We start from the raw sequence: 12,205 nt of genomic DNA, 5'->3' as shown, positions 1-12,205 counted from the left end.
ATAATTTTCTATTTCTATGGTCTCTCTTGAAGTATACTCCTAAAAGTTATCCACAAATTCTATACACATTTCCACATTGGGCATGTTTTACCCCAGGCGTATATAAATTCTATCACCTCTTTTTACGCGTGCCCCGCCCGTTATCGACTGTTGCTGAACACGTCCTTTGCCTTCGTAAAATACATTTAAGCCCGACTTCTCCAGGAGAAAGATCGCATCGCGAAACGTCATGCCCATGACATCGGGCACCAGGTCGCGGCCCGCCGCAGCCTTTTTCCAATCCACCCCGTCGCCTGTGCGAGACGATCGCACCCACTCCTCCTCTGTCTGGGAGTGGTTTGAGATACCCAGCTCGTTGCAGAGCATGGTCAGCTCCTGCTGATTGCCCGCACGGATCACCGGCAGCACATCAGTTTTGGCGAACTTTCGCACGTCCATCGGCTGGTGCAGGTTGATGTCGCGTGCATAGATATTGTCGGCAATTTCCTTAAACACCGGCGCGGCCACGCTGCTACCATACTGGTACCATCCCCGTGGATTTTTGATCAGCACAATGGCGCTATACTTCGGGTTGTGCGCCGGGAAGTAGCCTACAAAGGATGTGATATACTTCCGTGTGTAGCGGCCATTCTCCAGAATCTGCGATGTACCTGTCTTACCCGCGATACGGTAGTGTGTACCTTTGATGTTCTTGGCTGTACCCTTTTCAACAACACCCTCTAACAACAGATGCAGCTTATCGAGTGTTTTGCCCGAGCAGATCTGACTGTTCAATACCTCTGTTTCAAACTTCTCCTCCTCTTCGTCTGCGCGGCTTACCGAGCGGACAAATACGGGTTTGATCATTTTGCCTCCGTTTGCTACCGCATTGTACAGTGCGAGGGTATGCAGCGGCGTGATCTCAAAACCGTAACCATAGGCCATCCAGGGTAAGCTGATACCGCTCCATCCTTTTTGTCCCGGGCGTTTGATCTTCGGCATGGGCTCCCCTACCAATTGCACGCCCAGTGGTTTTGACAGCTTCAACTGGTCTATATAGTCTACAAATTTCTGCGGTTTCAGACCAAAGTGTTTGTCGACAAGTTTGGCCATCGCTACGTTCGAGGAGTGCTCGAACGCTTCCTGGATCGAAACACGTCCCAGACCGCCTTCTTCGTGATCTTTTACCGTGCGGTTGTAGAAGGTATATTCACCATTGCCAACGTCGATCGTATCGCTCAGCTCTATATTCGTATCTTCCAGCAGGGCGATCATCGTCACCAGCTTGAAGGTAGAACCGGGTTCGAACAGGCCACCCGCCGCGAAGTTGAATTTCTCGTAGAAGCTACCCTGACCGTTGCTGCTCAGGTTGGACACGGCTTTGATCTCGCCCGTGCTTACTTCCATCACGGCTACCAGTCCGTCGTCGGCATTGTGCGCCTTCATCGCTTTGAGTAGTGCAGTCTCGGCTACGTCCTGCAGGTTAATGTCAAGCGTCGTTCGCAGGTCCAGGCCATTCACGGCTTTCACGTTGTTGGCGTCTTGTACCGGCATCCATACACCACCCGCCAGCTTCTGATAGTAGGCATAACCATCTGTTCCACCCAGCTGTTTATTGAAGCTATATTCCAGCCCGGCGCCGGTTTCGTTCTCGTTGATAAATCCGATGGTACGGCGGCTCAGGTTCGAGAACGGGCGGTAACGCACATCGATCTTTTCAAAGATCGCACCACCCGCCTGACGTCCCTCGCGGAAGATGGGCCAGCTTCTCATGATCTTCTTTTCCTGGTAGTCGATTTGACGACGGTTCAGGATAATATATCGTTTGTGCCCCGCGCGTGCATCTTTCAAAATGCGGCGATACTCTTCGGCAGACTTGTCTTTAAAGAATCGGGACAGTTGCAGTGCCAACGAGTCTACGCCTTTTTTGAAGATCTCTTCTTTCGGCACAGTGGCATCAAATGCTACCTTATAAAAAGGCAACGACGTAGCCAGCAGGCTGCCATTGTCAGAGTATATGTTCCCGCGGGTGGCTTTTACTTTTTTGTAATCGAACGAAATCTTTGCGCCCATCTTCGCCCACTTCTCCCCCTCCACAAACTGAATATGTCCGGTCTTGATCACCACAGCAATGGCGAACAGGACGACAAACAGGAATGCGATCCGTACTCTTAATAATATGGACTTTTTAATATTCACCTTTCTGTACTACTATCTTATAGGGCGGTGTCAAACTTTCTTGTAATCCGTAGTCGTTCACTTTACGCGCTACTTCCGACTGTTTGCTGGAAAACATCAGGTCGGCTTTCAATGTGGTATAGTCGGCGCGCAGGTCTTCTACTTCTGCCTGTATGGCATTTATGCCGCGCACGGTCTTTTCCGCATAGTGTGTGTTACTGATATACAGTATGCCGAGTGCCAATACGAACAGAATCTTCGGCAGATACTGCACCGGGAACCCTTCTTCGAAATAACTCTCCAGTCTGATGCGGCGCTCCAATACAGCAAACAAGCCACCACCGTTACCGGCGGTCGCTTCGCGACTTTTGCTGCTACTGGGGCGAATCTTAAATTTGTTCTCGCTCATCGTGCTCCTGCCTACTCTATTATATTACTTCCTGTCTACCAGTCTTTCGGCGATCCGCAGTTTTGCGCTGCGTGCCCGCCGGTTTTGTTCCGTTTCTTCCTCCGACGCTTCGATCGGTTTGCGGTTTACCGCCTCAAAGGGTTTCAGCTCATGGCCGTAGAAGTCTTTTTCTACGTCACCAAAAACTTTCCCTTTGTTGATATAGTTCTTTACCATTCTGTCTTCCAGCGAGTGATACGACATCACCACCAGTCGGCCTTCGGTATTCATGACTTCGCCACATTGGTGCAAAAAATTTTCAAGTGCTTTCATCTCTGTGTTCACTTCAATGCGTAGTGCCTGAAACACCTGGGCGAAATATTTATTCTCCTTGCCGCGCGGGGCAATGCTTTGCAGCGCTGCCTTTAAATCTTCCGTACGGACAAAGGGACGATTGGCGCGTTGTTGAGTCACCATCTTCGCGGCGGTCCGGGCGTTTTTAAGTTCGCCGTACATGCCGAAGATCTTGTGCAGGTCTTGCTCTGTATATTCGTTCAACACGCCCGCGGCGGTAAGCGCCAGATTTTGATCCATGCGCATATCGAGGGGGCCGTCAAAGCGAGTAGAGAAGCCACGTTCCGGCGAGTCGATCTGGTGTGAAGAAATGCCGAGATCGGCGAGGATGCCGTCAACTTTGGTGATACCGTTGATCTTCAGGTACTTTTTTAAGTACATGAAGTTTGCCTGACAAAATGTGAAAGAACGATCCGTGATGCTAGCGGCTTCACGCTTTGCGTCTTCATCCTGATCGAAGGCAATCAGCCGGCCACCCTGGAGCTTTTCCAATATTGCCTTACTGTGCCCACCGCCACCAAACGTCACATCGACGTAGGTGCCTTCTGGCTGAATACGCAGCGCTTCGATACACTCGCGGAGCATGACAGGGTTGTGATAACCTTCTGTCATAGCTACTCGCCCAGGTACTTCTGCGCCAGAGTCGACAATTCACCTGGATCTTGAATCAGGTGCTTCTCGTACAGGGCAGGGTTCCATACCTCTACTTTGTTTCCCATACCGACCAGGATAATGTCCTTTTCGATCTGAGCGTGCGCCAGGTATTTCTTGGGGATCAGGATACGACCGTTGTTGTCCATTTCTACTTCCGTAATCCCCGCAAAAAAACTGCGCTGCAGCGGTACAGCCTCTTTGTTAAACTCATTTAACCCCGAAATTTTCGAGAAGACCTTGTTGAACTCCACCATCGGGTAGATTATGAGGCAAGGGTCGAGCGACTTACGGATCATAAGCACATTGCCGTCAGTCTCAGGCAACTGCGCTTTGATCCGCGCAGGCAGGACAAGTCTGCCCTTCGCGTCAAGTTTGCTCTCATATTCGCTGGTGAAGAAAGTCATAGACGTGTAGTGGTTGTCTTTTTCTCCTAAGCAAACATAAGTATTTTTGCTCCACTTCCAACCACTTTCTCCCACATTCTTGCATTATTAACGAAAAAATGTCCAAAAAGGCACTTCAAATGTCACTTTTGATGGCTAAACGACACCAGGAAAATATTTTCAACCCTGCGTTTTTGAGCAAGACGGTGGGTTTTCGACGGGCAAAGACGTCATGGTGGAGCAAAGTGGTTGAAAAAGGGAAGGCCAGGCCATAAAAAAAGGCCGCCTCACGTTGTGTGAGACGGCCCTTACCTAACCTCTGCCCCTTTCGCGAAGGGGCTCTAACCAAACCTAAAACCTAAAACTATTTATAAGCATTTGCGCGGCATATGGCTAACGTTCAGCCTGCATGCGGGCTACGCCCTTCGATACGACCCATGACGGCGTGCCGCCGGTAACAACACGCACAGCAGGACGCGCCGTACGACGCGCGTTGACGGCAGCCACTCCCTTGGAGACCACCGAAGCGGCAGTTCCCGTGGTGACAACGGCAGGTGTGTATCCCGTTTCACGGAACTGCAATCGTTGTACGTCTTTCGAGATCCATATTGGCGCGTTATCATTTTTCTCGCCAGTTTGGGCAGATGCGCCAACCGTTACACAGCCCACCAGAAACATCATTAACCCTAGCTTTTTCATATATATTTGATCGTTTGTTTTCTTGCTCAAGTTTACGAGGTCCGCGGGGAAAATGATATTAGGATCCACTTATAACCTCATTAGATTTATATTAGAGTATTAGAAATACATTAGGATGTCGGTATTATCCCGTGGTGATTCGTATAAAATTCCGAAACCGTTTATTATAGGGGTATTATGAAGATATTGGTCGTTGAAGATGAGACAAAAGTCGCCGAAGTATTAAAGCGCGGCCTTGTGGAAGCAGGGTATGAAACCGATGTGGCCTACGACGGACAAATCGGTCTGCGTTTAGCGAAGAGCGGCAGCTATGATCTTATTGTACTTGATGTAAATCTCCCTTTGCTCAATGGACTGGAGCTCTGCAAACAATTGCGTGAAAAAGATGAGCTTACACCTGTGCTGATGTTAACGGCGCTCGGCATGAGCGACGACATTGTTGCCGGGCTGGAAGCCGGCGCAGATGACTATTTGCCAAAGCCCTTTCGCTTCAACGAGCTGTATGCACGCATTAAAGCCCTGACACGTCGCCGGAGTGTGCAGACACTACAGGCCGCTGCAACCGATAGCGCCACGCACGCAGAAGAGAAACTTGTGTTGGCCGATTTGGAAATCGATTTCGACGCGCGCGAAGTTAAACGCGCGGGTAAGCTGCTGCAGCTTACAGCGAAAGAATATGCTTTGCTGGAATACCTGGCCCGCAACGCGGGGCGTGTACGCTCGCGGTTGGAAATTGCCGAGGCGGTGTGGGGGCTGAACTTCGAGACGGGTACTAATTTTATCGATGTCTACATCAACTACCTGCGCAACAAGATCGATAAACCTTTTACGCCAAAGCTTATCCATACCATCACGGGCTTCGGCTATGTGTTAAAACTACCGGAGTTGTGAAAATAAGACAGCGCCTCGCCCTGCGTTTTATGATCGTTAGCGCACTCGTTACCGGTGCTATCCTGATCTTTATTTATCTTTTTACCCGCGGCTTCGTACACGCCGACTTTGTAGACCGTCTGACGCAACAGTCGAGCCTCGAAGTATTGCACTATGCGACACCACAAGTGCGTGATGTGATGCCGGCGGGATCCTTTAACCTCGTAAACCCATCCGTATCGATTTATACCCGTGACGGAAAAAAGTTGTATGGTCGGGGTGAATATAACATCCCTTCTACCTGGCTCACATTCTTGAAACAAAACGATGTCTTTAATGCCGAGCGCGGCGAATATACCACAGCCGGGCGCAAGCACGAAGTAAATGATGTGTTGTACTTTGTGTTTGTCTCCGCGAAAGATCTGCCGGGCGAGCGCGAGCTGACGTTCCTGCTCAAGGCTACGATTACTGGGTGGATCATGAGTCTGATCCTCTCCTATTTGTCTGGCGTATATTTTTCCGGAAAAGCGTTACAGCCGGTAACACGCGTGGTGGCTGAGGTAAATCAGGTTACCGAAGACAACCTGAGCCATCGCCTGGAGCCCGATCGCAAAGACTCTGCCGTAGACGAGATCGACGAGCTGATCCTTACATTCAACGCGCTGCTGGGACGTATCGAGCGCGCGTTTATAAATCAACGACGGTTTGTACAAAATGCCTCGCACGAGCTGAAGACACCGCTTACCGCGATCATGGCAGAAGTAGAGCTGGCGCTTACCCGCGAGCGGCCACCCGAAGAGTATCAACGTACACTGTATGTGGTGTTGCAGGAAACCGAGCGGCTGGCCACCATTACGCAAGGGCTACTGACACTGGCACGCCTGGAGGAAGGGCCGATGAAGACGGAAATGAATAACCTCGATGTATCGGAGCTTGTCGATCGCACATTGGCCGCCTTCAGCCTCCACCACCCCGAGCGCACCGTGATACGGGAAGGAAAGCTGGGACCATCGCCGCTGCAAGGCAACTTTCACCTGCTGCAAACGGCATTGCTCAACATATTAGACAACGCCTATAAATACTCATCCGACAAAATTTCGGTCATTCTCAGCAGCACGGACCACGACGTGACCATTGTGATTCAAGATTATGGCATTGGTATTCCGCCTGACGATCTGCAGCGAATACGTGTACCCTTGTTTCGCGCGTCGAATGCCTGGTCTATTCCGGGCGCGGGGTTGGGCCTGTCGCTGGTCGACCGCATTGTATCCGTACACCGCGGCAGCTTTCAAATTACCAGTGAGGAAGGCAAGGGCACCCGCTGTACGATGCGGCTGCCCCTGGCCTTTTGATTTCCTTACTCCGCTGCCAACACCTCGGCCGGGTTGGTAACGGCCGCGCGGATGGAGCGATAGCCTACTGTTAGCAGCGCAATGACCAGCGTGGCAACGACCGCCAGCAGGAATACCCACCACGGCATATCAATACGGTAGGCAAAACCCTGCAGCCATTTATCCATAAAGTAGTATGCCAGCGGTGCGGCCAACGCGAAGGCTATTAGAATGAGCTTGATAAACTCCCGCGCAAAAAGCATAACGATGCTTGTTACCGAAGCACCCATGACCTTGCGAATGCCTACCTCTTTCAGCTTTTGGTTGGCCATGAACGAGATCAGACCATACAGGCCGAGGCAGCCGATAAAGATCGAGATGCCGGCAAAGATCTTAAAGAGGATAAAGGTGCGCTCATCTTGCCGGTATTGCGCGGCGACTTCCTGATCGAGGAAAGTATATTCAAAGTAGAAGTCAGGGTATACGCTTTCCCAGGCAGCTTTAACAGCGGCGATCGTCTGCGGCAGGTTTTTGCTGTTCACCTTGATACCGGCATCATAATAGAACTTAGGAAAGGTCATCATGATCACGGGCTCTATGGATTCGTGTAGCGACGTGGTGTGATAGTCGGCTACGACGCCGGCGATTTCTGCCTTGATACGGTATACGCCGGTGATGATGGTTTTGCCGATGGCGGCTTGCGGGTTGGGGAAGCCCAGCCGCTTGATTGCCGCTTCATTTAGGATGTATACATATTGCCGTTGCTCCAGGGGCAGGTCCATATCTGTTTGTCTTTCATCTGCATCGGTGAGCCAACGGCCTGCCAGCAACTTGATGTCATACGTGCTCAGGTAATGCCAGTCGACGGGTTTTACGCTGGTGCTATATCCTTCGCTCGATTTTTCGTACAGCTGAAAATTAGTCCTGAAAAGATTGTCCGACGTAGGCGGCCCCAGCGAAAGCGACATGTTCTGAACTTCCGGTATAGCTTCCAGCCGTGTACGAAGCGACGCCAGCGTGGCCTTCTCATTACTGGGGAGTGGTACATTGATGATTGCATCTTGACTAAAGCCAAGCGGCTTATTGCGGAAGTATGTCATCTGCCCGGCGATCACCAGCGTGCAGATAATCAGCGCCTGTGCGATAATAAATTGAAATACGACCAGCACTTTTCGTACACCGGCGCCTGACGTGCCCTGTGCCGTTACTTTACTTTTCAATACCGTGGCTGGATTAAAGCCCGACAATATGATGGCCGGGTAAAATCCCGAGAAGAGTGTTGTGAAGAGGATCAGCACGAAGAGAAAAGCCAGTAGCATGCCATTGGACAGTAAGTTCACGCGCAGGCTCTTTTCGAGAAATCCGTTCAACCAGGGCAACGTCCACTCGGTGACGCAGAGTGAGATTAATACCGCAATAAGTGTAATGAGAAACGTCTCCCCTAAGAAATACAACGTCAATTGGCTGCGGCGGGCACCAAGGGTTTTGCGTACGCCTATTTCTTTCGCCTTGCGTATGGCCAACGCGGTAGCCAGGTTGATAAAGTTTACGCAGGCAATCATTAGAATGAACAACCCCAATACGCCCATAACCCATAGATTGGACGAATCGATGGCTTTTGTTACCGTTGCATGGTCTGTAAACCGGGTATCAAAATGTATTTCATCCAGCGGTTGTAGCTCGAAGGCCCGATCGCGGGTTGATTCCTTCTCCTCCTTGCGGTAGTATTTTTCAACAAAGCCTTTCAGACCCTGCAATACTGTTTCAGCCTTCATGTTTTCCGGCAATACAAAATACGTGTAACCTGATGCCGTCATTTCCCATGAGTCGGTGGAAAAGCCTCCGAATACGTTGTTCTTCAAAGAGGCCATGGAGATGATCATCGAAAATTGTATGTGCGACTCTGGGGCGGGGTCTTCTATGATGCCTGCTACTTCCAGATCTTCCACGCCGTTGAACCGGATAGTACCGCGGGTCTGGCCCTTCAGTAACTTGTCAGCCGTTGATTGCGTCAGAAATACTTTCCCGGGCTCGCCCAGTTCAACCTTGGGGTTACCGGACAGCACTTTAAATTCAAACACTTCAAAGAACAGTGAATCGGCGTAGACTATATCTTTTAGCATACGCTTATCATCTCCTACAGCTACCAGGCTTTCGTCTTGCAGGTGAATCTGTGTAACCAGCGGTATTTGAGAGAAGTCGTTGCGAAACGCTTTCGCAATAGGATATGGCGTCGCGGCGTTGAGTTCTTCGCCAGAAGACGAACGGGTGCGTTGGGTGATCCGATAGATGTGGTCGTAGTGTTTGTGAAAACGATCAAACCGCACCTCGTACGAGATCAATAAGAAAATGATGATGCAGGCCGTTAGGCCGATCGTCAATCCCAGCACGTTGATGAGCGTATAACTCCGGTTGCGGAGGAAGTTCCGAAAGGCGAGCAACAGATAATTCTTGATCATAAAAGCAGAAAGTTAGTGATCCTGATCATCCAAATGCAGTGCCACACTTATAATCATCTATTTTTCAACGAATTACAATTAACACTACTCAATATTGCACCATAAAGTGTATCGATTCCGATACACCCGCTTGGTTGTTTCCGATACAATTCTCTACCTTTCCCCGCACTAAAAGACGGCGTATGACCACGGCTTCGGTATTGATTGTCGACGATGAACAGGACATTCTGGACACGGCGCGAATGTTCTTAAAACAGGAGCTAAGCACTGTGCATATCGAAAGCGATCCCACACAGCTGCCGGCGCGGATGAAGGCGACAGACTACGATGTGATCCTGCTCGACATGAATTTCACACGCGGTGTAAACGACGGCGAAGAAGGATTTTATTGGCTCAGCGAAATTCTACGCCTCGATCCGCAAGCCGTTGTCATCCTCATCACGGCGTACGGCGAAGTTGATCTGGCGGTAAAGGCTATGAAGAATGGCGCGACTGACTTTGTGCTCAAGCCATGGAAGAACCAAAAGCTGCTGGGCACCGTCCTCTCGGCCCTGCAACTGCGCAGTTCTAAGAAAGAAGTGCTACGGCTGAAAGACACACAGGAGAAGCTCAGCGGCGACCTCGATCATCACTATCATGAGTTTATTGGTACATCACCGGCGATACAGCGTGTGCAAGAGCTTATCACGCGCGTGGCGGCTACCGATGCCGATGTGTTGATTCTCGGCGAGAACGGTACAGGCAAGGAATTGGTGGCGCGGGCCATTCACCGGCAGTCGGTACGACGCGACCATGTGTTTATCAGCGTCGACCTCGGGGCTATTAGCGAGACGCTTTTTGAGAGTGAGCTATTCGGACATGTGAAGGGTGCTTTCACAGATGCCCGGCAGGACAAGGCGGGGCGCTTTGAAATTGCTGCGGGTGGCACCATCTTCCTGGACGAGATTGGCAACCTATCGCCCGCCTTGCAGGCAAAGTTGCTGACCGTACTCCAACACCGCCGCATACAACGGGTAGGTTCGGCAAAAGAAATTGCGGTAGACTTCCGGTTGGTATGCGCGACTAACATGCCGCTGCACGAGATGGTCTTTGACAAGAAGTTCCGACAGGATCTGCTGTATCGCATCAACACGGTAGAGATCCGTGTACCGTCGTTGCGCGAGCGGGCCGATGATATTCCCTTACTGGCCGAGCGCTTCCTGGCGCGCTATGCCCAGAAATATAAGCGACCGGGTATAAAGTTCGACAAAGCAGTATTAAGCCGCCTGAAGAAGTATGCCTGGCCCGGCAACATCCGCGAGCTGCAACATGCCGTCGAGCGGGCAATCATTTTGACCGAAGGAAAAGTTATTGCTTCCGAAGGATTGCTCACGGGCGGTGGACTGCGCCAGCCGGTTACCGCTACCCCGCAGACGCTGGATGAAATGGAGAAGTTATTTATTCAACAGGCCCTGGCCAACCACCACGGCAATGTAAGTACCACGGCCCGAACGCTAGGCCTCACCCGCACAGCACTTTACCGCCGAATGAAACGCCATGGCATTTAATCAGAATTTTACCGTACAGGTGGTCGTGCGTACCGCGTTGCTGCTCGCGACCATGGTAGCCTTTGCCTGGTTGTTGCAACATCCCGATCTACGCTTTAACCAGCTTACGGTCGGGCTGCTGGTGGTGCTGCAAACCGGCGGCTTGATTTGGTATGTACAAAAGACCAACCGCGCGCTGGAACGTTTCTTCCTGGGCATCCGCCACGGCGACTTTACCATGACGTTTCAACAGACCTCGGGCGGCCGCGGCTTCCGGAGCCTGGAAGCCAGTATGCAGCAAGTACTGGAGGGGTATCAGCAGGTAAAGATCGAAAAGGAAGCGCAGTATCATTTTCTGCAAATGCTCGTCGGACAATTGCCCATCGGCATCCTGACATTCGCCGACGGCGAGTTGGTGCTCATGAATCAAACGGCCGCCAGCTTGTTACAGGCGGATGACACCCGCGATTGGAAGCGCTTGCAGGCACAGCACCCCGGCCTGGTCCAGGCCCTCGAAAACCTGGGCGACCACGGGCGTACGTTGTTAGCGCCCGGGCAAGAAAGTGGTACGGGGCACCTCGCGGTGGCCGTGAGTACCACTGTCATTCTGGGCAAGCCCCACCGGTTGATCAGCCTGCAAGATATTCGCACCGAGATCGAGCAACAAGAGATTGAAGCCTGGCACAAGCTGATCCGAATCCTCACACACGAGATCATGAACTCCGTGACGCCCATCGCGTCGCTCACAGAAACATTACAGGCCATGCTGACCGATGCCCAGGGACACCCCAAACCCTACACCGCCGTGACGGCCGACAACCTGGACGATATACGCTTCTCGCTTAATACTATTCACAAGCGGAGCGAGGGTCTGCTGGGGTTTGTTGACAAGTACCGCACGTTGTCGCGTGTGCCGCGTCCAGCGATAGACACCGTTCACCTCCGGTCGTTCCTGGAACATTTGAGTACACTCCTCACGCCGGATTTACAACGTCAGGAGATCACACTTGCTACCGCTGTGGATGATCCGGCGTTGACTATTGCCGGCGATGCAGCGCTTATTGAGCAAGTCATTATCAACCTGGTGAGTAATAGCACGCATGCGTTGCAGACGACGCAGCAGAAACGAATTTCGATTCGTGCGTATACGGCCGAGCGACATATTGTTATAGAAGTGACAGACAATGGTAGAGGTATACCGCCCAAAGAGATCAACGATATCTTTATTCCCTTCTTCTCCACAAGAAAGGAAGGGATGGGAATTGGGCTAAGCTTATCGAAACAGATTATGAGTCTGCATGGCGGCAGTATTCGAGTACAATCGGTTACCGGGCAGGGGGCAACTTTTTCACTTTACTTTAAGAAACAATCTTAACGCGAAACT

Annotated in this window: 10 protein-coding genes; 4 read left to right on the top strand and 6 right to left on the bottom strand. The window is 51.3% G+C overall.

The genetic code is table 11. From position 1 onward, the window contains the following. Nucleotides 1-87: 87 nt before the first annotated feature. The 5 genes from K7P01_RS23370 to K7P01_RS23350 all read right to left on the bottom strand — a co-directional run bounded on the left by K7P01_RS23370 (nucleotide 88) and on the right by K7P01_RS23350 (nucleotide 4,635). Nucleotides 88-2,178, bottom strand: a complete 2,091-nt coding sequence (locus tag K7P01_RS23370; protein ID WP_267297005.1) for a penicillin-binding protein — start codon at nucleotides 2,176-2,178, stop codon at nucleotides 88-90. Continuing rightward, nucleotides 2,168-2,566, bottom strand: coding sequence for an FtsL-like putative cell division protein (locus K7P01_RS23365; protein WP_267297004.1), 399 nt, complete (start codon nucleotides 2,564-2,566; stop codon nucleotides 2,168-2,170). The genes K7P01_RS23370 and K7P01_RS23365 overlap by 11 nt, the downstream gene beginning before the upstream one ends. A gap of 24 nt (nucleotides 2,567-2,590) precedes the next feature. Beyond that, nucleotides 2,591-3,511, bottom strand: coding sequence for a 16S rRNA (cytosine(1402)-N(4))-methyltransferase RsmH (rsmH, locus tag K7P01_RS23360; RefSeq protein WP_267297003.1), 921 nt, complete (start codon nucleotides 3,509-3,511; stop codon nucleotides 2,591-2,593). Between the two features lie 2 nt (nucleotides 3,512-3,513). Further along, nucleotides 3,514-3,957, bottom strand: a complete 444-nt coding sequence (mraZ, locus tag K7P01_RS23355; protein ID WP_254083924.1) for a division/cell wall cluster transcriptional repressor MraZ — start codon at nucleotides 3,955-3,957, stop codon at nucleotides 3,514-3,516. Between the two features lie 372 nt (nucleotides 3,958-4,329). Beyond that, entirely contained in the window at nucleotides 4,330-4,635 is a 306-nt protein-coding gene (locus K7P01_RS23350; RefSeq protein ID WP_267297002.1) for a hypothetical protein, read from the bottom strand. A gap of 177 nt (nucleotides 4,636-4,812) precedes the next feature. On the opposite strand from K7P01_RS23350, the gene K7P01_RS23345 reads away from it, so the two are divergent. After that, nucleotides 4,813-5,526: a response regulator transcription factor gene (locus K7P01_RS23345; protein WP_267297001.1), complete on the top strand. Its 714-nt coding sequence runs from the start codon at nucleotides 4,813-4,815 to the stop codon at nucleotides 5,524-5,526. Beyond that, nucleotides 5,523-6,857, top strand: a complete 1,335-nt coding sequence (locus K7P01_RS23340; RefSeq protein WP_267297000.1) for a sensor histidine kinase — start codon at nucleotides 5,523-5,525, stop codon at nucleotides 6,855-6,857. The genes K7P01_RS23345 and K7P01_RS23340 overlap by 4 nt, the downstream gene beginning before the upstream one ends. A 5-nt stretch (nucleotides 6,858-6,862) precedes the next feature. Here the strand turns inward: K7P01_RS23340 and K7P01_RS23335 are convergent, their stop codons facing one another. Next, a complete protein-coding gene (locus K7P01_RS23335; RefSeq protein ID WP_267296999.1) occupies nucleotides 6,863-9,295 on the bottom strand; it encodes an ABC transporter permease in 2,433 nt (810 codons plus the stop codon). A 182-nt stretch (nucleotides 9,296-9,477) separates the two neighbouring features. Here K7P01_RS23335 and K7P01_RS23330 point away from each other — a divergent pair, with 182 nt between their 5' ends. Beyond that, nucleotides 9,478-10,842 (top strand): sigma-54-dependent transcriptional regulator, encoded by a 1,365-nt coding sequence (locus K7P01_RS23330; RefSeq protein ID WP_267296998.1) that lies wholly within the window; start codon nucleotides 9,478-9,480, stop codon nucleotides 10,840-10,842. Further along, the gene (locus K7P01_RS23325; protein ID WP_267296997.1) at nucleotides 10,832-12,196 is read left to right on the top strand and encodes a sensor histidine kinase; all 1,365 of its coding nucleotides are present in this window, start codon (nucleotides 10,832-10,834) and stop codon (nucleotides 12,194-12,196) included. The genes K7P01_RS23330 and K7P01_RS23325 overlap by 11 nt, the downstream gene beginning before the upstream one ends. The last annotated feature ends 9 nt before the right edge of the window (nucleotides 12,197-12,205 follow it).

This window comes from Parachryseolinea silvisoli (assembly GCF_021190955.1).
Classification (GTDB): Bacteria; Bacteroidota; Bacteroidia; order Cytophagales; family Cyclobacteriaceae; genus Ohtaekwangia; species Ohtaekwangia silvisoli.
The sequence above is the reverse complement of the archived record's forward strand: the minus strand, read 5'-3'. Positions and strand labels throughout refer to the sequence as shown.

What these genes read in the sequence shown, in the direction of transcription:
- K7P01_RS23365 (WP_267297004.1), bottom strand. Translation starts at nt 2,566, where the DNA reads ATGAGCGAGAACAAATTTAAGATTCGCCCCAGTAGCAGCAAAAGTCGC.
- rsmH (WP_267297003.1), bottom strand. Translation starts at nt 3,511, where the DNA reads ATGACAGAAGGTTATCACAACCCTGTCATGCTCCGCGAGTGTATCGAA.
- mraZ (WP_254083924.1), bottom strand. Translation starts at nt 3,957, where the DNA reads ATGACTTTCTTCACCAGCGAATATGAGAGCAAACTTGACGCGAAGGGC.
- K7P01_RS23350 (WP_267297002.1), bottom strand. Translation starts at nt 4,635, where the DNA reads ATGAAAAAGCTAGGGTTAATGATGTTTCTGGTGGGCTGTGTAACGGTT.
- K7P01_RS23345 (WP_267297001.1), top strand. Translation starts at nt 4,813, where the DNA reads ATGAAGATATTGGTCGTTGAAGATGAGACAAAAGTCGCCGAAGTATTA.
- K7P01_RS23335 (WP_267296999.1), bottom strand. Translation starts at nt 9,295, where the DNA reads ATGATCAAGAATTATCTGTTGCTCGCCTTTCGGAACTTCCTCCGCAAC.
- K7P01_RS23330 (WP_267296998.1), top strand. Translation starts at nt 9,478, where the DNA reads ATGACCACGGCTTCGGTATTGATTGTCGACGATGAACAGGACATTCTG.
- K7P01_RS23325 (WP_267296997.1), top strand. Translation starts at nt 10,832, where the DNA reads ATGGCATTTAATCAGAATTTTACCGTACAGGTGGTCGTGCGTACCGCG.